Origin of the sequence: Streptomyces sp. NPDC090442, assembly GCF_044769405.1 — a bacterium.
Taxonomy (GTDB): domain Bacteria; phylum Actinomycetota; class Actinomycetes; order Streptomycetales; family Streptomycetaceae; genus Streptomyces.
The window spans coordinates 19661-39539 of record NZ_JBIVXW010000068.1; the positions used below are offsets into that span (position 1 = coordinate 19661).

Here is a 19879-nt window from a genome sequence, read left to right on the forward strand (position 1 = left end):
GCGACTACCAGCGGTAGTGCGCGAAGGCCTTGTTGGACTCGGCCATCTTGTGCGTGTCCTCACGCTTCTTGACCGAAGCGCCGAGGCCGTTGGAGGCGTCGAGCAGTTCGTTCATGAGGCGCTCGGTCATGGTCTTCTCGCGGCGGGCGCGGGAGTAGCCCACGAGCCAGCGGAGCGAGAGGGTGGCGGCGCGGCCGGGCTTGACCTCGACCGGGACCTGGTAGGTCGCGCCACCGACACGGCGGGACTTGACCTCAAGGGTCGGCTTGATGTTCTCCAGCGCGCGCTTCAGCGTGATGACCGGGTCGGTGCCGGTCTTCTCGCGCAGACCCTCCATGGCGCCGTAGACGATGCGCTCAGCGGTGGAGCGCTTGCCGTTCAGCAGCACCTTGTTGATGAGGGAGGTCACCAGAGGAGAGCCGTAGACCGGGTCGATGATGACCGGGCGCTTCGGGGCGGGGCCCTTACGAGGCATTCTTACTTCTCCTTCTTGGCGCCGTAGCGGCTGCGAGCCTGCTTGCGGTTCTTGACGCCCTGCGTGTCGAGGGAGCCGCGGATGATCTTGTACCGAACACCCGGCAGGTCCTTCACACGGCCGCCGCGCACGAGCACGATCGAGTGCTCCTGCAGGTTGTGGCCCTCACCCGGAATGTAAGCGGTGACCTCGATCCCGCTGGTCAGGCGCACACGTGCGACCTTACGCAGGGCCGAGTTCGGCTTCTTCGGGGTGGTCGTGAACACACGCGTGCAGACGCCACGGCGCTGGGGCGAACCCTCAAGTGCGGGCGTCTTGTTCTTCTCGACCTTGTCCTGCCGGCCCTTACGGACCAGCTGCTGGATCGTAGGCACTACTTCTCCGGTTTCTGTGTGCCAGTCTCGGTAAAGCTAACCTGGAACGCTCCCCGACCCACGCGGTCGGGTGTGTCGAATACTGCAGACCTGCCTCGCTGGAACGAGGGCGGCGGCAGATTGCGGTGTCAAAACCCGGCTTCCGTGCTGCCGGGATTCTCCGGTCGGTACCAACGGGAGAAGGCGCGCACGGCAGCCCAGGGACACCCCAGGCACAAGGTCAGAGCGTACCTAGCGCATTGGCTGCGGTCAAAACAAATGCACACGCGAAGGACACGCCGGACTCCCCCCGCGCTGCGGCCACCGTAGTGCGTCCCCGGCACCTACGGAAGAAGGCGCACGCCCCTCAGGAGTGGGCCACCGCGATCAGTGCCATCACCAGGAAGAACAGGGCCCAGGCCCCGATCCCGAGCCAACCGATCACCAGCCCGGCGATCGCCTGGCCGTCCCCCCGCTCCCCCGTGCGCCGGATCTCGGCCCGCGCCTTGTGCCCCAAGATCACCGCGGGGACCGACGTCACCCCCCAGGTGAACGGCGCGAGCAACCCGCAGACCAGGGCACCCGTGGCGGAGCCGTTGGTCGACTGCGGCATCGGCATCTGCATCGGGAGGAACGTCGCGGGCACCGCCGGCCGCGGCGCGAACTGCGCCTGGGGAACCGGCCCTTGGGGCAGGTCCGCGACCAACATCTGCAGTTCCGCGTGGGTTTGGGCCTGGTACGCGCGGGAGATCCGCTGCTCGTACTCGGGCTGGGCGAGCCGCCCCTCGGCGAAGCCCGCCTTCAACACGTCGACCGCCCGCTCGCGATCGGCGTGCGAGGCACGCATGGCCGGTGCCTGGTAAGGGTTTTGAGCAGGTTGCCCACCCTGCCACGGCTGGAATGCCATGTCGCGAACCTCCCCCCGCTCAACAGTTGTCCCCATCCTCTCATCACAGACGCGGCAATGGGAGAACAAGTTCCCAGGGTGCGCGAACGCCGCAGGGCGGCCACCCACGTGGGGTGACCGCCCTGCGGACGGAACGGCGTGCTTACTGGTTGTACGGACCGTAGTCGTAGTCCTCCAGCGGGACCGCCTGGCCAGAGCCGGTGCCGAACGGCGAGTAGTCGATGTCGTCGTAACCGACGGCCGAGTACATCGCGGCCTTGGCCTCTTCGGTGGGCTCGACCCGGATGTTGCGGTAACGGGACAGGCCCGTACCGGCCGGGATGAGCTTACCGATGATGACGTTCTCCTTGAGGCCGATGAGGCTGTCGGACTTGGCGTTGATCGCCGCGTCCGTCAGGACTCGGGTCGTCTCCTGGAAGGAGGCGGCCGACAGCCAGGACTCCGTCGCCAGCGAGGCCTTGGTGATACCCATCAGCTGCGGACGGCCGGAGGCCGGGTGGCCGCCTTCCGCCACCACGCGACGGTTCTCGCCCTCGAACTTCGAGCGCTCCACGAGCTCGCCCGGCAGCAGCTCCGCGTCGCCGGACTCGATGATCGTCACGCGGCGCAGCATCTGCCGGATGATGATCTCGATGTGCTTGTCGTGGATCGCCACGCCCTGGCTGTTGTAGACCTTCTGGACCTCGCCGACCAGGTGGACCTGGACGGCACGCTGACCCAGGATCCGCAGCACGTCGTGCGGGTTGATCGCACCGACGGTCAGCGGCTGGCCGACCTGCACGTGGTCGCCCTCGGTCACCAGCATGCGGGCGCGCTTGGAGACGGGGTAGGCCGTCTCGTCGCTGCCGTCGTCCGGCGTGACGATGACCTTCTTGGTCTTCTCGGTCTCCTCGATCCGGACGCGGCCGGCCGCCTCCGAGATCGGGGCGACGCCCTTGGGCGTACGGGCCTCGAAGAGCTCGACGACACGCGGCAGACCCAGGGTGATGTCGTCACCGGCCACACCACCGGTGTGGAAGGTACGCATCGTCAGCTGGGTGCCGGGCTCACCGATGGACTGGGCGGCGATGATGCCGACCGCCTCACCGATGTCGACCAGCTTGCCGGTGGCCAGCGAACGGCCGTAGCAGAAGGCGCAGGTGCCGACCGCGGACTCACAGGTCAGGACCGAGCGGGTCTTGACCTCCTCCACGCCGTGCGCGATCAGCTGGTCGATCAGCACGTCACCGAGGTCGACGTTGGCCGGGGCGACGACCTTGCCGTCGACCACCACGTCCTCGGCGAGCATCCGCGCGTACACGGAGGACTCGACGTCGTCCGCCTTGCGCAGGATGCCGTCCGCGCCCTTCGAACCGATCCGCAGCTTCAGGCCGCGCTCGGTGCCGCAGTCCTCCTCGCGAATGATGACGTCCTGGGAGACGTCGACCAGACGACGGGTGAGGTAACCGGAGTCGGCGGTACGCAGGGCGGTGTCGGCGAGACCCTTACGGGCACCGTGGGTGGAGATGAAGTACTCCAGCACGGTCAGACCCTCGCGGAACGACGCCTTGATCGGACGCGGGATCGTCTCGTTCTTGGCGTTCGACACCAGACCACGCATACCCGCGATCTGACGCATCTGCATCATGTTTCCGCGCGCACCCGAGTCCACCATCATGAAGATGGGGTTGGTCTTCGGGAAGTTCTCATTCATCGCCTCGGCGACCTCGTTGGTCGCCTTGGTCCAGATGTTGATGAGCTCCTGCGTGCGCTCGTCCTTGGTGATCAGACCGCGCTCGTACTGCTTCTGGACCTTCTCGTCCTGCGCCTCGTAACCGGCGACGATCGCCTTCTTGGCCTCCGGCACGACGATGTCGGAGACGGCGACGGTGACGCCGGAGCGGGTGGCCCAGTAGAAGCCGGACGCCTTCAGGTTGTCGAGCGTCGCCGCCACGATGACCTTCGGGTAGCGCTCGGCCAGGTCGTTGACGATCGCGGAGAGCTGCTTCTTGCCCACCGAGTAGTCGACGAACGGGTAGTCCTCGGGCAGCAGCTCGTTGAAGAGCGCGCGACCCAGGGTCGTCCGCAGCCGGAAGCTGTCGCCCTGCTGCCACTCCGGCTCGCCCTCCGCCGGGGCCGGCGGGGTCCAGCCGCGGGGCGGCACGGTGCCGATCGGGAAGCGGATGTCGACCTTCGCCTGGAGCGAGAGCTCGCGGGCGTCGAAGGCCATGATCGCCTCGGAGACCGAGGCGAACGAGCGGCCCTCACCCTTGACCTCGCGCTCCTCCTCGTCCGTGGTGAGGAAGAAGAGGCCCAGCACCATGTCCTGGGTCGGCATGGTGACCGGCCGGCCGTCGGCCGGCTTGAGGATGTTGTTCGAGGACAGCATCAGGATGCGGGCCTCGGCCTGCGCCTCCGCGGAGAGCGGCAGGTGGACGGCCATCTGGTCACCGTCGAAGTCCGCGTTGAACGCGGTGCAGACGAGCGGGTGGATCTGGATGGCCTTGCCCTCGACCAGCTGCGGCTCGAAGGCCTGGATGCCGAGGCGGTGCAGGGTGGGCGCACGGTTCAGCAGCACCGGGTGCTCGGCGATGACCTCTTCGAGGACGTCGTAGACCACGGTGCGGCCGCGCTCGACCATGCGCTTGGCCGACTTGATGTTCTGCGCGTGGTTGAGGTCCACCAGGCGCTTCATCACAAACGGCTTGAAGAGCTCCAGCGCCATCGCCTTGGGCAGACCGCACTGGTGCAGCTTGAGCTGCGGGCCGACGACGATGACGGAACGGGCCGAGTAGTCGACGCGCTTACCGAGCAGGTTCTGACGGAAGCGGCCCTGCTTGCCCTTGAGCATGTCGGACAGCGACTTCAGCGGACGGTTGCCGGGGCCCGTCACCGGGCGACCACGACGGCCGTTGTCGAAGAGCGCGTCGACGGCCTCCTGGAGCATGCGCTTCTCGTTGTTCACGATGATCTCGGGCGCACCGAGGTCGAGAAGGCGCTTCAGGCGGTTGTTGCGGTTGATGACGCGGCGGTACAGGTCGTTCAGGTCGGAGGTCGCGAAGCGGCCACCGTCCAGCTGCACCATCGGACGCAGGTCCGGCGGGATCACCGGGATGCAGTCCAGCACCATGCCCTTGGGGCTGTTGCGGGTCTGCAGGAAGGCGGAGACGACCTTGAGGCGCTTGAGCGCACGGGTCTTCTTCTGGCCCTTGCCGGTCCGGATGATCTCGCGGAGGCGCTCGGCCTCCTCGTCGAGGTCGAAGGTCTCCAGGCGCTTCTGCAGCGCGGCGGCGCCCATGGAGCCGTCGAAGTACGTGCCGAAGCGGTCACGCAGCTCGCGGTAGAGGAGCTCGTCGCCCTCCAGGTCCTGGACCTTGAGGTTCTTGAAGCGGTTCCAGACCTCGTCGAGGCGGTCGATCTCGCGCTGCGCGCGGTCGCGGAGCTGCTTCATCTCGCGCTCGGCGCCCTCGCGCACCTTGCGGCGGGCGTCCGCCTTGGCGCCCTCGGCCTCCAGCTCGGCCAGGTCGGTCTCGAGCTTCTTGGCGCGGGCCTCCAGGTCGGAGTCGCGGCGCTGCTCGATCTGCTGGCGCTCGACGGAGACGTGGGCCTCCAGCGAGGGCAGGTCGCGCGTACGGCGCTCCTCGTCCACCCACGTGATCATGTAGGCGGCGAAGTAGATGACCTTCTCAAGGTCCTTGGGCGCGAGGTCCAGCAGGTAGCCCAGCCGGCTCGGGACGCCCTTGAAGTACCAGATGTGGGTCACGGGCGCGGCCAGCTCGATGTGGCCCATCCGCTCACGACGCACCTTGGCGCGAGTGACCTCGACGCCGCAGCGCTCGCAGATGATGCCCTTGAAGCGGACGCGCTTGTACTTACCGCAGTAGCACTCCCAGTCCCGGGTGGGACCGAAGATCTTCTCGCAGAAGAGCCCGTCCTTTTCCGGCTTGAGGGTGCGGTAGTTGATGGTCTCCGGCTTCTTGACCTCACCGTGGGACCACTGACGGATGTCGTCAGCGGTGGCGAGGCCGATCCGCAGCTCGTCGAAGAAGTTGACGTCGAGCACTATGCGTCAATCCCTCTCAGGGTCGTATCTAGATGGTCTGTACGGGGTCCGGGGAGGGGCCGGGAGCTCCTGGGGAAAGGAGCTCCCGACCAGACCCGTCAGACCTCTTCGACGCTGCTCGGCTCGCGCCGGGACAGGTCGATGCCGAGCTCCTCCGCAGCGCGGAAGACGTCCTCGTCGGTGTCGCGCATCTCGATGGACATGCCGTCCGAGGACAGCACCTCCACGTTGAGGCACAGGGACTGCATCTCCTTGATGAGCACCTTGAAGGACTCGGGGATGCCGGGCTCGGGGATGTTCTCGCCCTTGACGATGGCCTCGTAGACCTTCACGCGGCCGGTGACGTCGTCGGACTTGATCGTCAGCAGCTCCTGGAGGGCGTACGCGGCGCCGTAAGCCTCCAGCGCCCACACCTCCATCTCACCGAAGCGCTGACCACCGAACTGAGCCTTACCGCCCAGCGGCTGCTGGGTGATCATCGAGTACGGACCGGTCGAGCGGGCGTGCAGCTTGTCGTCGACCAGGTGGTGGAGCTTGAGGATGTACATGTACCCGACCGAGATCGGGTCCGGGAACGGCTCACCGGAGCGGCCGTCGAACAGCTGGGCCTTGCCGGACGGGAGGACCATGCGGTCGCCGTCGCGGTTCGGGCGGGTGTTCTCCAGCAGACCGGCGAGCTCGTCCTCGCGGGCGCCGTCGAAGACCGGGGTCGCGACGTTGGTGCGCGGCTCGACCTGGTCGGCGGCGATGGACTGCAGCCGCTGGGCCCACTCCTCACCGAGGCTGGAGACGTCCCAGCCCTGGCTGGCGAGCCAGCCGAGGTGGATCTCCAGGACCTGTCCCGGGTTCATTCGGGACGGGACACCCAGCGGGTTCAGGATGATGTCGACCGGGGTGCCGTCCTCCATGAACGGCATGTCCTCGACCGGCAGGATCTTCGAGATGACGCCCTTGTTGCCGTGACGGCCGGCGAGCTTGTCACCGTCGGTGATCTTGCGCTTCTGCGCGACGTAGACGCGGACCAGCTGGTTCACGCCCGGGGGCAGCTCGTCGCCCTCTTCACGGTCGAAGACGCGGACGCCGATGACCTTGCCGATCTCACCGTGCGGGACCTTCAGCGAGGTGTCACGGACCTCGCGCGCCTTCTCACCGAAGATCGCGCGCAGCAGGCGCTCCTCGGGGGTCAGCTCGGTCTCGCCCTTGGGCGTGACCTTGCCGACGAGGATGTCGCCGGCGACGACCTCGGCACCGATGCGGATGATGCCGCGCTCGTCGAGGTCGGAGAGGACCTCCTCGGAGACGTTCGGGATGTCCCGGGTGATCTCCTCGGGGCCGAGCTTGGTGTCACGGGCGTCGACCTCGTGCTCCTCGATGTGGATCGAGGAGAGGACGTCGTCCTGCACGAGGCGCTGCGACAGGATGATCGCGTCCTCGTAGTTGTGACCCTCCCACGGCATGAACGCCACGAGCAGGTTCTTGCCGAGCGCCATCTCGCCCTCGTCCGTGGACGGACCGTCGGCGAGGACCTGGCCCTCGATGACCCGCGCGCCCTCGTCCACGACGACCTTCTGGTTGAAGGAGGTGCCCTGGTTGGAGCGGGTGAACTTGGCGACGCGGTACGTGGTGTACGTGCCGTCGTCGTTGGCGACGGTGATGTAGTCCGCGGAGACCTCCTGGACCACACCGTTCTTCTCGGCCTTGATGACGTCGCCGGCGTCGACCGCGCAGCGGTACTCCATGCCGGTGCCGACCAGCGGCGACTCCGCCTTGATCAGCGGGACGGCCTGGCGCATCATGTTCGATCCCATGAGCGCGCGGTTGGCGTCGTCGTGCTCGAGGAACGGGATCATGGCGGTCGCGGCCGACACCATCTGGCGCGGCGAGACGTCCATGTAGTGCACCTCGTCGGCGGGGACGAGGTCGACCTCGCCGCCACGGCGACGGACCAGCACACGCTGCTCGGCGAAGCGCAGGTCCTCGCTGAGCTTGGCGTTGGCCTGGGCGATCAGGAAGCGGTCCTCCTCGTCCGCGGTGAGGTAGTCCACCTCCTCCGTGACCTGGCCGTCGACGACCTTGCGGTACGGCGTCTCGATGAAGCCGAAGACGTTGACGCGGCCGTAGGACGCGAGCGAACCGATCAGACCGATGTTCGGGCCTTCGGGCGTCTCGATCGGGCACATGCGGCCGTAGTGCGAGGGGTGCACGTCACGGACGTCCAGACCGGCCCGCTCACGGGAGAGACCACCCGGGCCCAGCGCCGACAGACGACGCTTGTGGGTCAGACCCGACAGCGGGTTGGTCTGGTCCATGAACTGGGAGAGCTGGCTGGTGCCGAAGAACTCCTTGATGGAGGCGACGACCGGCCGGATGTTGATCAGGGTCTGCGGCGTGATCGCCTCGACGTCCTGGGTGGTCATGCGCTCGCGCACGACGCGCTCCATACGGGCGAGACCCGTACGGACCTGGTTCTGGATCAGCTCGCCGACGTTGCGCAGGCGGCGGTTGCCGAAGTGGTCGATGTCGTCGGTCTCGACGACGATCGTGTTGCCGTTGTCGGCGACCGTCTCGACCTCACCGGCGTGCAGCTTCACCAGGTACTTGATCGTGGCGATGATGTCGTCCACGGTCAGCACGCCGGCGTCCAGCGGCTCGTCGCCACCCAGCTTCTTGTTGACCTTGTAGCGGCCGACCTTGGCCAGGTCGTAGCGCTTGGGGTTGAAGTAGAGGTTCTCCAGCAGCGTCTGCGCGGCCTCACGCGTCGGCGGCTCGCCCGGGCGCAGCTTGCGGTAGATGTCGAGCAGCGCGTCGTCCTGGCCCTGGGTGTGGTCCTTCTCCAGGGTGGCGCGCATCGACTCGTACTCGCCGAACTCCTCCAGGATCTGGTCGGTGGTCCAACCGAGAGCCTTGAGCAGAACGGTCACGGACTGCTTGCGCTTGCGGTCGATGCGCACACCGACCATGTCGCGCTTGTCGATCTCCATCTCCAGCCAGGCACCCCGGGACGGGATGATCTTGGCGGAGAAGATGTCCTTGTCGGACGTCTTGTCGATGGAGCTGTCGAAGTACACACCCGGCGAGCGGACCAGCTGCGACACCACGACACGCTCGGTGCCGTTGATGACGAAGGTGCCCTTGTTGGTCATGAGCGGGAAGTCGCCCATGAAGACCGTCTGGGACTTGATCTCGCCGGTCTCGTTGTTGGTGAACTCGGCGGTGACGAACAGCGGAGCGGCGAAGGTGAAGTCGCGCTCCTTGCACTCGTCGATGGAGTTCTTCGGAGGCTCGAAGCGGTGGTCGCGGAACGTCAGCGACATCGACCCGGAGAAGTCCTCGATCGGGGAGATCTCTTCGAAGATCTCTTCCAGACCGGACTTGGTGGGAACTTCCTGCCCACTCTCCAGCGCAGCCTCGACGCGACCCTTCCATGCGGCATTGCCGAGCAGCCAGTCGAAGCTTTCGGTCTGCAGCGCAAGGAGGTTCGGAACCCCGAGGGGCTCCTTGATCTTCGCAAAAGAGATGCGCAGCGGGGCGGTGCTGTCGCCGTTGTTCGTATTGGCAGTCGAGGCGTTGCGCGAGGCGGCCAAGAGGGGGTCCTTCCGAGGGCTCGGACTCACTACGCGCGTACCGGTCCCGAATCGAGCAGAGCGATCGATATGCCCAGGTCAGGGCGGGTCAATGAGCCTTGCTCAGGTTCGGGCATGCCCCTGGTGACGGGCAGGGAGCAGCTAACAGGCAGCGCAAAGGGTCAGTGTAGCCACATGGCCCACTGATGTCCAGAGCGAGTTTCCGGAGACCGGTACCGCACCGCGTCCCGATCTTCTCCCTCCGGGAGGTCATGCCCTCCGCAGCGGAGGAGCGCCTCGTTGTTCTTCACTTCGCCCAATGCCCTGCGCCTGCCGAAAAGCCCTGCGCCGATGGCGCACACCGATGCTTCCCTCTTCGTCGGCGATCCATGCCTCGAACCTGGACCGCTTCTGCGTCGCGTCCCGAGAATTGCGCGCCGCGTCCGGTTCGTCAAGGCCCCCCGCCTCTGGGCGATCGTCACATGGAGGTGCGTCCGGACAACGAAGATCACCATACTCGCTCTCCGACTCCTGACAACGCAGCCGGGGCGGGTACGCGGAAGGGCGACCACCCGTATGGGTGATCGCCCTTCGCGGTGTCCGCGTTACACCTCACAGGCGGCGCGGACGGGAGTCAGAGACTCACCAAGGTCACTTGACCTCGACGGAGGCGCCGGCGCCCTTGAGGGACTCGGCGGCCTTCTCGGCGGCGTCCTTGGCAACCTTCTCCAGGACCGGCTTCGGGGTGCCGTCGACCAGGTCCTTGGCCTCCTTCAGGCCGAGAGAGGTCAGCTCGCGCACGACCTTGATGACCTGGATCTTCTTGTCGCCGGCGCCGGTCAGGATGACGTCGAACTCGTCCTTCTCCTCAACGGCGGCAGCCTCGCCACCGGCGGCACCGCCGGCAACGACGACCGGCGCGGCAGCGGCGGCGGTGACGTCGAACTTCTCCTCGAAGGCCTTCACGAACTCGGAGAGCTCGATGAGGGTCATGCCCTCGAACTGGGCCAGCAGCTCGTCCTGGGTGAGCTTCGCCATGATGGCGGTCCTTCCACTAATCGGCAGGTGCCGGATGTACTGGGTGAGGCGGGCGTACGTCGAGCCCGCTGGTGACCCCTGCCGCACTCAGGCGGCGAGGATCAGATAGCGAGCCGAATTACTCGGCACCGCCCTGCTCGGCCTGCTTGGCGCGCAGCGCGTCCACGGTGCGGACGAGCTTCGACGGCAGCGCCTGGAAGACGGAGGCAGCCTGGGACTGCTTCGCCTTGAAGGCACCGGCCAGCTTGCTGAGCAGAACCTCGCGGGACTCAAGGTCCGCAAGCTTCTTGATCTCGTCGGCGGAGAGCGCCTTGCCGTCAAGGACGCCGCCCTTGATGACGAGGTTCTGGTTCTCCTTGGCGAAGTCACGAAGACCCTTCGCCGCCTCGACCGGGTCACCGGTCACGAAGGCGACGGCCGTCGAGCCACTGAGGTGCTCGTCCAGCGCAGAGATCCCGGCCTCCTTGGCCGCGATCTTGGTCAGCGTGTTCTTCACCACACGGTACTGAGCGTTGTCACCGAGCGAACGACGCAGGTTCTTGATCTGCGCAACGGTGAGCCCGGTGTACGCGGTCACAACAGCGCCGTTGGAGTTACGGAACTTCTCCGTGATCTCCTCGACGGCTGCGACCTTGTCGGGGTTCGCCATGAGCCTCGGCCTCCTTCCGGGTGATGAGGACCGCGCAGAAGGGGCTGGGCAAAGCAAACGCCCCGACGCAGGCGCGCACGGGGCGATTCTCAACCGGACAGAAAACTGCCTGGGAGTTCCCATTCACAACCTGCGCAGGCCGTCCGCAGCTAGCGGATCCTTCGGCCACCACGCGCCCGGGTACGGACACGCAGAGACAACCAGCGGTCTTTGGCTTCCGGGACACCGTACGGGACTTGCCTGGGCCAGAGCAAATCGGCTGGACGGGGCATCGGGGACGCGCCCCGGGCCCCGCCCAGCCGACGCCGGATACGGGCGTTGAGCCCGGACTCCCCCGGGCTCAACTCACCGAATTTCGGGCTTACTTGATCTCCGTGGTGTCGCTCGCCGGCGGCGGCGTCACCGAGACCTTGGTGCCGTAGTCGGAGTAGTAGACCGTCGAGTCGTACGGCGACGTCTTGCTCTCGATCTGCTCGCGCTTCTTGACCAGCAGGTTGTCCGGGCCGACCCAGAGGTCGATGGTCTCGGTCGTGGCGCCCATCTGCTGGAGCTGCTGCTCCAGGGCCTTGAGGTCCGCCTCGCTGACGTTCTTCGTCTGCATGCGGGTCAGCTCGCTCACCGAGAGCGTGCCGTTGTAGTGGGTCGCCTGGACGCCGCGGACGTCCTCCTTGCCGACCTGCTTGACCTTGCCCGAGGCGATCAGCAGATCCACCGACCGGCCCGGGTTGTTGTTGTTCATCATGTCCTTCATCAGGGCACCGGCCGGGCCCATCTTCTTGGCCATGACGTCGTAGTCGTACTTGATCCAGTTCTTGCCGCCCATGGGCATGCCCATGTTCATGTACACCGCGTCCGGCGTGTACAGGGCCTTCGCGGGCTTGCCGGAGCCGCCCATCGGGCCACCGGCCTGGGTGATGTCCACCGACATGTGCATGCCGGACGACCAGTCCATCGCGCCCTTCATGGTCGTGGACGCCGTGCCGTTCTTGGTGGTGCCCTCGACCTTGGCGGAATTCTTGCCGTTCGTCTGCTGCGAGACCGTCTTCAGCGAGGCCAGTGCGGCCTCCAGCGGAGACTTCGCCCCCGAAGCGTCGTTGCTGCCACCGCCGGCGCTGCCACCGCCGGTCCCGTTGCTCTTGTCGCCACCGCCGTTACAGGCGGTCAGGCCGGCCATCATGACAACTCCCGCCGCGACGGCGGCGGCTATACGCGTGCTGCGCACTTGAGGCTCCCCCTTTGAATTCCTTTACGGACCTCGCAGGGGACTGTAGTGCAGGCCACTGACAGTGCACACGGCAACCCTGTTATGAACGCGTCAGGCCCCGCTCTCCGTACGGAGAGCGGGGCCTGACGGCAAGCGTCACGCGCTATGAGGCATCGATCGCGAGGATCAGACGGCCTCGTCCTCGACGAGGAGGTTGCGGGTGCGGTTGGGGTCCACCGGGACGCCGGGGCCCATGGTGGTGGAGACCGTCGTCTTCTTGATGTAGCGGCCCTTGGCGGCGGACGGCTTCAGACGGGTGATCTCCTCCAGCGCCGCGGCGTAGTTCTCCACCAGCTTGGTGTCGTCGAAGGACACCTTGCCGATGATGAAGTGGAGGTTCGCGTGCTTGTCCACGCGGAACTCGATCTTGCCGCCCTTGATGTCGGTGACAGCCTTGGCGACATCCGGGGTGACGGTGCCGGTCTTCGGGTTCGGCATCAGACCACGGGGACCGAGCACGCGGCCGAGGCGGCCGACCTTGCCCATGAGGTCCGGGGTGGCGACGACGGCGTCGAAGTCCAGGCGGCCCTTGGAGACCTCGTCGATCAGTTCGTCCGAGCCGACGATGTCGGCGCCGGCGGCCTCCGCGGCCGCAGCACGGTCACCGGTCGCGAAGACCAGGACCCGGGCGGTCTTACCGGTGCCGTGCGGGAGGTTCACGGTGCCACGGACCATCTGGTCGGCCTTGCGCGGGTCAACGCCCAGACGCATGGCGACCTCGACGGTCGAGTCGAACTTGATGGACGCGGTGTCCTTGGCGAGACGGACGGCCTCAAGCGGGGCGTACAGCCGCTCCCGGTCGATCTTCGCGTCCGCGTTGCGAAGAGTCTTGCTGCGCTTCACTTCTGCTCCTGATGCAGTGGGTGGAGTCGTGGTACGGACCAGCGCCTGGTCCTTCCACGGAGGTGCCGTTGAGGGCTGAGGGTCAGCCCTCGACCGTGATGCCCATGGAGCGGGCGGTGCCGGCGATGATCTTCGACGCGGCGTCCAGGTCGTTGGCGTTCAGGTCGGGCATCTTGGTGGTGGCGATCTCGCGGACCTGCGCCTCGGTGATCTTGGCGACCTTGGTCTTGTGCGGCTCGCCGGAGCCCTTCTCCACGCCCGCGGCCTTCAGGATCAGCTTGGCGGCCGGCGGGGTCTTGGTGACGAAGGTGAAGGAACGGTCTTCGTAGACCGTGATCTCCACCGGCACGACCATGCCACGCTGCGACTCGGTCGCGGCGTTGTAGGCCTTGCAGAACTCCATGATGTTGACGCCGTGCTGACCCAGCGCGGGGCCGACCGGCGGGGCCGGGTTGGCGGCACCAGCCTGGATCTGGAGCTTGATCAGCCCCGTGACCTTCTTCTTCTTGGGAGGCATGCTCTCTCCGGGTCCTAGTGAGAGGTGGTTCGCCTCGATCCGGGTCATCCGGATGGAGGCATACCGCACAACGATAACGGGTACCGTCCTGCGGCCAAAAACCGCGCAGGTCAGACCGGCTAAGCGCCGGTCTGACCTGGTCGGTGGCTGTGGGTCCGGAAGAACCTAGTTCTTCTGGATCTGGTCGAAGCTGAGCTCGACCGGGGTCTCGCGGCCGAAGATCTCGACCAGGCCCTTGACCTTCTTCGAGTCGGCGTTGATCTCGTTGATCGTCGCCTGGAGGGTCGCGAACGGACCGTCGGTGACGGTGACGGAGTCGCCCACCTCGAAGTCCAGGACCTGAACCTCGACCTTGCGGGACGGCGCCGGCTTGCCCTCGGCCGCGGCGGCCTCCTTGGCGGCCTTCTCCTCGGCCTCCGGGGCGAGCATCTTGACGATCTCGTCCAGGGTCAGCGGGTACGGGTCGTAGGCGTTGCCGACGAAGCCGGTGACGCCGGGGGTGTTGCGCACCACGCCCCAGGACTCGTTCGTCAGGTCCATGCGCACCAGGACGTAACCCGGCAGCTTGTTCTGACGGACGGTGCGGCGGTCACCGTTCTTGATCTGCACGACCTCTTCCTGCGGCACCTCGGCCTGGAAGATGTAGTCCTCGACGTTCAGCGAGACGGCACGCTGTTCGAGGTTGGTCTTCACGCGGTTCTCGTAGCCCGCGTAGGTGTGGATGACGTACCACTCGCCGGGGAGCCCGCGCAGCTCGTCACGGAGGGCGGCCACCGGGTCGACCGGCTCCTGCTCCTCCGCCTCCTCGGAAGCCTCGGCGGCCTCCTCGTCCTCGACGTGCACGGCGTCCACCTCGGCGGGCTCGCCGGCGGCGGCGTCCTCGGCGTCCAGCTCGTCGACGTCGTCGGCGTCGGCGACGACGTCCGCGGCGCCCTCTTCGTCAGCGATGGCCGCAGCGTCCCCCTCGACCTCGGCCGAGACGGCCTCGTCAACCTCGGCCTCTGCGGCCGCGACGGGCTTGGCGGCGTCGTTCAGGTTCGGGTCAGACACGTGGCTGCTTCTTCCTTGCTTCAAGGGGTTGAACGTGCGAAGGGCCGCCCGCGGAAGGCGCCCCCGCGGGATCAGCCGAAGACGTACCCGACGACTCGGTTGATTCCCAAGTCAATCACGGTTACGAGACCAATGATGATGGCCACGAAGACGATCACCACGGTGGTGTACGACGAGAGCTGACTGCGCGAGGGCCAGACGACCTTGCGGAGCTCCGCGATGACCTGACGGTAGAAGAGCGCGAGGCGCGCGAAGGGCCCCTTCTTGCCGCGCTTACCTCCGCGGCGGGGCTTCTTCTGGGATTCCGGGGTCTCGGCCTCGGAGCGACCGCGCTCAGGCATGTCGATGGAGCCCAGGGCGTCCGTCACTCGTCCTCACCTGAATCCGGGTCGTGGCCGTGCCGCGCCCGGCCCGGCCGCACGGCGGTGCATTTCGTACGTACGCGTGCACGCACTCGGTGATGTGGTGCGTGTAGCAGGGCCGGAGGGACTTGAACCCCCAACCGCTGGTTTTGGAGACCAGTGCTCTACCAATTGAGCTACGACCCTTTGTGGTTCCCCCAACCTACCGCATGCGGGCGACTGCTCTACGTCGTGCACCGCGGCGACCCGGTGGGAGCCAACGGTCAGCGAGTGTACGTGGTTCGCGGCCGGGCGTCGAACACGAACCTCGCGTACCCGCCCCGCAAACCCGTGCGCCGGGCCCCCGGGAGGTCTGCGACGATGCCTCTATGAGCGCTGCAACTCCCTCCGCATCGTCCCCCTCCGACCGCCGGGTCTCCGTCCGGGTCGGTTCGATCTCCGAGTCCGCCACCCTCGCCGTCGACGCCAAGGCCAAGGCCCTCAAGGCCGCCGGGCGCCCGGTGATCGGCTTCGGCGCCGGGGAGCCCGACTTCCCCACGCCCGGCTACATCGTCGAGGCGGCGGTGGAGGCCTGCCGCAACCCGAAGTTCCACCGCTACACCCCGGCGGGCGGCCTGCCCGAGCTGAAGAACGCGATCGTCGAGAAGACCCGGCGCGACTCCGGCTACGAGGTCGAGGCCGCGAACGTCCTGGTGACCAACGGCGGCAAGCAGGCCATCTACGAGGCGTTCGCCGCGATCCTGGACCCGGGTGACGAGGTCATCGTCCCGGCGCCGTACTGGACCACCTACCCGGAGTCGATCCGGCTGGCGGGCGGCGTGCCGGTCGACGTCGTCGCCGACGAGACCACCGGGTACCGGGTGAGCGTCGAGCAGTTGGAGGCGGCCCGCACCGAGCGCACCAAGGTGGTGCTCTTCGTCTCGCCGTCGAACCCGACCGGCGCGGTCTACCCCCGCGAGCAGGTCGAGGCGATCGGCCGCTGGGCCGCCGAGCACGGCCTGTGGGTGCTGACCGACGAGATCTACGAGCACCTGGTCTACGGCGACGCGGAGTTCTCGTCGCTGCCGGTGGTCGTGCCGGAGCTGCGCGACAAGTGCATCGTCGTCAACGGCGTGGCGAAGACGTACGCGATGACCGGCTGGCGGGTGGGTTGGGCGATCGGCCCCAAGGACGTCGTCAAGGCGGCCACCAACCTCCAGTCGCACGCCACCTCCAACGTCTCCAACGTGGCGCAGGCCGCGGCTATCGCGGCGGTCAGCGGCGACCTGGCGGCCGTCGAGGAGATGAAGGTGGCCTTCGACCGGCGCCGGCGGACCATCGTGCGGATGCTCAACGAGATCGAGGGCGTGCTCTGCCCGGAGCCGGAGGGCGCGTTCTACGCGTACCCGTCGGTGAAGGGGCTGCTGGGCAAGGAGATCGGCGGCAAGCGCCCGCAGACCAGCGTCGAGCTGGCCGAGCTGATCCTGGAGGAGGCGGAGGTCGCCGTCGTCCCGGGTGAGGCGTTCGGCACCCCCGGCTACCTGCGGCTGTCCTACGCGCTGGGCGACGAGGACCTGGTCGAGGGCGTCTCCCGGATCCAGAAGCTGCTGGCGGAGGCCAAGTAGCCGGTGCCGTAGGGCGTTTCGCGCCATCGGCGGGTGCGGGGTCGGGCGTCGTCCGGCCCCGCACGCCTTTGCGGTGGTCCCTTCGTTCGGGGCGGGGCCTATGCCACCGGCGCGAGGTGCGGCAGTATCTGCGGATGGAGCGTGTTCGTGATCTGCGTCAACTGCCGAAGGCCCATCTGCACCTGCACTTCACCGGCTCGATGCGCCCGGCGACCCTGCTGGACCTCGCCGACAAGTACGGCGTGCACCTGCCGGACGCGCTCACCAGCGGGCGGCCGCCCCGGCTGAGCGCCACCGACGAGCGTGGCTGGTTCCGCTTCCAGCGGCTCTACGACATCGCCCGGTCGTGCCTGCGCTCTCCCGAGGACATCCAGCGGCTGGTGCGGGAGGCCGCGGAGGAGGACGTCCGGGACGGCTCGCGCTGGTTGGAGATCCAGGTCGACCCGACCTCGTACGCGCCGCGGCTGGGCGGCCTGATCCCGGCGCTGGAGATCATCCTGGACGCGGTGGACCGGGCGTCCCGGGACACCGGACTGGCCATCCGCGTCCTGGTGGCGGCGAACCGGATGAAGCACCCGTTGGACGCCCGCACCCTGGCCCGGCTCGCGGTGCGCCACGCCGACCGCGGCGTGGTCGGCTTCGGGCTCTCCAACGACGAACGCCGGGGCCTCGCGCGGGACTTCGACCGGGCCTTCGCCATCGCCAGGGACGGCGGTTTGCTCTCGGCGCCGCACGGCGGGGAGTTGGCCGGGCCGGCGAGCGTCCGGGACTGCCTGGACGACCTGCACGCGTCCCGGATCGGGCACGGGGTGCGGGCCGTGGAGGACCCGGTGCTGCTGCGCCGGCTGGCGTCCCGCGGGGTGACCTGCGAGGTGTGCCCGGCCTCCAACGTGGCGCTGGGCGTCTACGGCAAGCCGGAGGACGTGCCGCTGCGGACGTTCTACGAGGCGGGCGTGCCGATGGCGCTGGGCGCCGACGACCCGCTGCTGTTCGGCTCCCGGTTGGCGGCCCAGTACGAGATCGCCCGCACCTCGCACGGGTTCACCGACGCCGAACTGGCGGAGCTGGCCCGGCAGTCCGTACGGGCCTCCCGGGCGCCCCAGGAGGTGCAGCGGGCGGTGCTGGCGGACGTGGACGCGTGGTTGGCCGCGCCGGCGCCGTAGCGGGCCGGCGCGGCCGTCCGCGGTCCCTCAGAGGGTGACGCCGACCGTCACCGGCTCGTTGACGAGGGTGACCCCGAAGGCGTCCCGGACGCCGTCGCGGACCTCGCGGGCGAGGGTGAGCAGGTCCTCGGTGGTGGCCTCGCCGCGGTTGGTGAGGGCGAGGGTGTGCTTGGTGGAGATCCGGGCCGGGCCGCTTCCGTAGCCCTTGGTGAAGCCGGCCCGGTCGATGAGCCAGGCCGCGGAGGTCTTCACCCGTCCGTCGCCGTCGGGGAAGGCGGGCGGGGCGGTGTCCGGGCCGAGGCGGTCGTGCACCCGGCGGACGAACTCGGCGTGCTCGGCCTCGGTGAGGACCGGGTTGGTGAAGAAGGAGCCGGCGGACCAGGTGTCGTGGTCGTCGGGGTCCAGCACCATGCCCTTGCCGGCCCGCAGCGCCAGGACGGTCTCACGGGCGACCGCGAGCGGCACCCGCTCCCCGACGCCGACGCCGAGCGCGCGGGCCGTCTGGTCGTAGCGCAGGGGCGCGGAGAGGCCGCCGGCGTCCTCCAGGGCGAGCCGCACCCGCAGCACGACGAACCGCTCGGGGTGCTGCTTGAAGCGGCTGTGGCGGTACGAGAAGCCGCACTCCTCATTGCTGAGGGTGACCGTCTCGCCGGTGCGGCGGTCGTAGGCGACGACCTCGGTGAGGGTCTCGGAGACGTCCTGCCCGTAGGCGCCGACGTTCTGGACCGGGGTGGCGCCGGCCGAGCCGGGGATGCCGGCCAGGCACTCGACGCCGGCCAGCCCGGCCTCGACGGTGCGGGCGACGGCGTCGGACCAGTTCTCGCCCGCGGCGAGCTCCAACGACGTGCCGTCGAGGGCGAAGCCGCGGGTGGCGATGCGCAGGGCGGTGCCGTCGAAGCCCTTGTCGCCGATGACGAGGTTGCTGCCGCCGCCGATGATCAGCAGCGGGGTGCCGGCCTCGTCGGCTTCGCGGACGGCGGCGATCACCTCGTCGTCGGTGGTGGCCGTGACGAGCCGGTTCGCGGGACCACCGAGGCGGAAGGTGGTCAACGGGGCGAGGGGGGCGTTGTCTGCTACGTGACGTTCCTGCACCCGGCCAAGGGTACGGGGGCGGCCCGGCGACGCCGGGCCGGCCGTCCCGTCCAGCGGCCTCAGGCGAGCCTGACCACGGCGCGGGACATGCCCAGCACCTTCTGGCCGGCGCTCCTGGCGACCAGGTCGACCCGGACCGTGCGCTCCGCGTCGTCCAGCTTGGCCCCGACGGTGCCGGTGACCTCGATCAGCGCGCCGGTCTCGTCGTTGGGCACCACGACCGGCTTGGTGAAGCGCACGCCGTACTCGGCGACCGCGCCCGGGTCGCCGACCCAGTCGGTGACCACCCGGACCGCCGAGGCCATGGTGAACATGCCGTGCGCGATGACGTCCGGCAGTCCGACCTCCTTGGCGAACTTCTCGTTCCAGTGGATCGGGTTGAAGTCCCCGGAGGCACCGGCGTATTGGACGAGGGTGGCGCGGGTCACCGGGAAGTTCTGCGCGGGCAGCACGGTGCCGACCTCGACGTCGTCGTAGGCGATCTGCGCGGTCATCTCAGGCCGCCTCCTCAGCGCGCCGGGCAACGAGTTTGGTGAATGCGGTCACAACGTGCTCGCCGGCCTCGTCGTGCACCTCACCACGGATGTCGATGACCTCGTTGCCGGCCATGGTCTTGATGGCCTCGATGGTGGAGGTCACGGTCAGCCGGTCACCGGCGCGCACCGGACGCCGGTAGGCGAATTTCTGGTCGCCGTGGACCACGCGGTTGTAGTCCAGGCCGAGTTGCGGGTCGGCGATGACGAATCCGGCGGCCTTGAATGTGATGGCGAACACGAAAGTCGGCGGCGCGATCACATCGGAGTGGCCGAGCGCCTTGGCGGCTTCGGCGTCCGTGTAGGCGGGGTTGGGGTCCCCGATCGCCTCGGCGAATTCGCGGATCTTTTCCCGGCCGACCTCGTACGGGTCGGTGGGCGGGTATGTGCGTCCGACGAACGACTGGTCGAGCGCCATGGGCTC

General features: G+C 68.0%; 17 protein-coding genes and 1 tRNA gene. 2 read left to right on the forward strand and 16 right to left on the reverse strand.

Features of this window, described 5'->3' with window-relative positions; all coding sequences use genetic code 11:
* Nucleotides 1-4: 4 nt before the first annotated feature.
* The 13 genes from rpsG to ACIQU6_RS34715 all read right to left on the reverse strand — a co-directional run bounded on the left by rpsG (nucleotide 5) and on the right by ACIQU6_RS34715 (nucleotide 15249).
* Nucleotides 5-475: a 30S ribosomal protein S7 gene (gene rpsG / locus ACIQU6_RS34655; protein WP_018538761.1), complete on the reverse strand. Its 471-nt coding sequence runs from the start codon at nucleotides 473-475 to the stop codon at nucleotides 5-7.
* Nucleotides 476-477: 2 nt separating this feature from the next.
* On the reverse strand, nucleotides 478-849 hold the full coding sequence (gene rpsL / locus ACIQU6_RS34660) for a 30S ribosomal protein S12 (protein ID WP_003948652.1): 372 nt from the start codon (nucleotides 847-849) through the stop codon (nucleotides 478-480).
* 346 nt (nucleotides 850-1195) lie between these two features.
* Nucleotides 1196-1675: a DUF1707 and DUF4190 domain-containing protein gene (locus tag ACIQU6_RS34665; protein ID WP_383411229.1), complete on the reverse strand. Its 480-nt coding sequence runs from the start codon at nucleotides 1673-1675 to the stop codon at nucleotides 1196-1198.
* Between the two features lie 202 nt (nucleotides 1676-1877).
* Nucleotides 1878-5777, reverse strand: coding sequence for a DNA-directed RNA polymerase subunit beta' (locus ACIQU6_RS34670; protein ID WP_403485695.1), 3900 nt, complete (start codon nucleotides 5775-5777; stop codon nucleotides 1878-1880).
* A gap of 98 nt (nucleotides 5778-5875) precedes the next feature.
* Nucleotides 5876-9361, reverse strand: coding sequence for a DNA-directed RNA polymerase subunit beta (gene rpoB / locus ACIQU6_RS34675; RefSeq protein WP_403485696.1), 3486 nt, complete (start codon nucleotides 9359-9361; stop codon nucleotides 5876-5878).
* Nucleotides 9362-9991: 630 nt separating this feature from the next.
* Nucleotides 9992-10378 (reverse strand): 50S ribosomal protein L7/L12, encoded by a 387-nt coding sequence (gene rplL / locus ACIQU6_RS34680; protein WP_274915061.1) that lies wholly within the window; start codon nucleotides 10376-10378, stop codon nucleotides 9992-9994.
* Between the two features lie 118 nt (nucleotides 10379-10496).
* Nucleotides 10497-11027 carry a 50S ribosomal protein L10 gene (gene rplJ, locus ACIQU6_RS34685; protein ID WP_403485697.1) on the reverse strand — a complete coding sequence of 177 codons (531 nt, stop codon included), beginning with the start codon at nucleotides 11025-11027 and terminating at the stop codon, nucleotides 10497-10499.
* Nucleotides 11028-11388: 361 nt separating this feature from the next.
* Complete coding sequence (locus ACIQU6_RS34690) at nucleotides 11389-12204, reverse strand: hypothetical protein (protein WP_403485714.1); 816 nt, start codon at nucleotides 12202-12204, stop codon at nucleotides 11389-11391.
* A 213-nt stretch (nucleotides 12205-12417) separates the two neighbouring features.
* On the reverse strand, nucleotides 12418-13134 hold the full coding sequence (rplA, locus tag ACIQU6_RS34695; protein WP_403485698.1) for a 50S ribosomal protein L1: 717 nt from the start codon (nucleotides 13132-13134) through the stop codon (nucleotides 12418-12420).
* Nucleotides 13135-13216: 82 nt separating this feature from the next.
* Nucleotides 13217-13651, reverse strand: a complete 435-nt coding sequence (gene rplK / locus ACIQU6_RS34700) for a 50S ribosomal protein L11 (RefSeq protein WP_016571043.1) — start codon at nucleotides 13649-13651, stop codon at nucleotides 13217-13219.
* A 165-nt stretch (nucleotides 13652-13816) separates the two neighbouring features.
* Nucleotides 13817-14701, reverse strand: coding sequence for a transcription termination/antitermination protein NusG (nusG, locus tag ACIQU6_RS34705; RefSeq protein ID WP_403485699.1), 885 nt, complete (start codon nucleotides 14699-14701; stop codon nucleotides 13817-13819).
* 71 nt (nucleotides 14702-14772) lie between these two features.
* The gene (secE, locus tag ACIQU6_RS34710; protein WP_403485700.1) at nucleotides 14773-15069 is read right to left on the reverse strand and encodes a preprotein translocase subunit SecE; all 297 of its coding nucleotides are present in this window, start codon (nucleotides 15067-15069) and stop codon (nucleotides 14773-14775) included.
* A gap of 107 nt (nucleotides 15070-15176) precedes the next feature.
* Nucleotides 15177-15249, reverse strand: a tRNA-Trp gene (locus tag ACIQU6_RS34715).
* Between the two features lie 182 nt (nucleotides 15250-15431).
* Here ACIQU6_RS34715 and ACIQU6_RS34720 point away from each other — a divergent pair.
* Both ACIQU6_RS34720 and ACIQU6_RS34725 read left to right on the forward strand, forming a co-directional pair.
* Complete coding sequence (locus ACIQU6_RS34720) at nucleotides 15432-16667, forward strand: pyridoxal phosphate-dependent aminotransferase (protein ID WP_403485701.1); 1236 nt, start codon at nucleotides 15432-15434, stop codon at nucleotides 16665-16667.
* Between the two features lie 134 nt (nucleotides 16668-16801).
* Nucleotides 16802-17830 carry an adenosine deaminase gene (locus ACIQU6_RS34725; RefSeq protein WP_403485702.1) on the forward strand — a complete coding sequence of 343 codons (1029 nt, stop codon included), beginning with the start codon at nucleotides 16802-16804 and terminating at the stop codon, nucleotides 17828-17830.
* Nucleotides 17831-17857: 27 nt separating this feature from the next.
* Here ACIQU6_RS34725 and ACIQU6_RS34730 read toward each other — a convergent pair whose 3' ends face one another.
* The 3 genes from ACIQU6_RS34730 to ACIQU6_RS34740 are packed head-to-tail and all read right to left on the reverse strand — an operon-like array spanning nucleotide 17858 to nucleotide 19873.
* Nucleotides 17858-18922: a UDP-N-acetylmuramate dehydrogenase gene (locus tag ACIQU6_RS34730; protein WP_403485703.1), complete on the reverse strand. Its 1065-nt coding sequence runs from the start codon at nucleotides 18920-18922 to the stop codon at nucleotides 17858-17860.
* A 59-nt stretch (nucleotides 18923-18981) separates the two neighbouring features.
* Nucleotides 18982-19416, reverse strand: a complete 435-nt coding sequence (locus ACIQU6_RS34735; RefSeq protein ID WP_403485704.1) for a MaoC family dehydratase — start codon at nucleotides 19414-19416, stop codon at nucleotides 18982-18984.
* A 1-nt stretch (nucleotide 19417) separates the two neighbouring features.
* The gene (locus ACIQU6_RS34740; RefSeq protein ID WP_403485705.1) at nucleotides 19418-19873 is read right to left on the reverse strand and encodes a MaoC family dehydratase N-terminal domain-containing protein; all 456 of its coding nucleotides are present in this window, start codon (nucleotides 19871-19873) and stop codon (nucleotides 19418-19420) included.
* Nucleotides 19874-19879: the final 6 nt, after the last annotated feature.

Bases quoted from the DNA above. Each gene is read 5' to 3' on its own strand.
- ACIQU6_RS34725 (WP_403485702.1), top strand. From the start codon at position 16,802: ATGGAGCGTGTTCGTGATCTGCGTCAACTGCCGAAGGCCCATCTGCAC.
- rplK (WP_016571043.1), bottom strand. From the start codon at position 13,651: ATGCCTCCCAAGAAGAAGAAGGTCACGGGGCTGATCAAGCTCCAGATC.
- rplL (WP_274915061.1), bottom strand. From the start codon at position 10,378: ATGGCGAAGCTCACCCAGGACGAGCTGCTGGCCCAGTTCGAGGGCATG.
- ACIQU6_RS34720 (WP_403485701.1), top strand. From the start codon at position 15,432: ATGAGCGCTGCAACTCCCTCCGCATCGTCCCCCTCCGACCGCCGGGTC.
- rplJ (WP_403485697.1), bottom strand. From the start codon at position 11,027: ATGGCGAACCCCGACAAGGTCGCAGCCGTCGAGGAGATCACGGAGAAG.
- ACIQU6_RS34665 (WP_383411229.1), bottom strand. From the start codon at position 1,675: ATGCGTGCCTCGCACGCCGATCGCGAGCGGGCGGTCGACGTGTTGAAG.
- rpsG (WP_018538761.1), bottom strand. From the start codon at position 475: ATGCCTCGTAAGGGCCCCGCCCCGAAGCGCCCGGTCATCATCGACCCG.
- ACIQU6_RS34740 (WP_403485705.1), bottom strand. From the start codon at position 19,873: ATGGCGCTCGACCAGTCGTTCGTCGGACGCACATACCCGCCCACCGAC.
- ACIQU6_RS34690 (WP_403485714.1), bottom strand. From the start codon at position 12,204: ATGATGGCCGGCCTGACCGCCTGTAACGGCGGTGGCGACAAGAGCAAC.
- ACIQU6_RS34735 (WP_403485704.1), bottom strand. From the start codon at position 19,416: ATGACCGCGCAGATCGCCTACGACGACGTCGAGGTCGGCACCGTGCTG.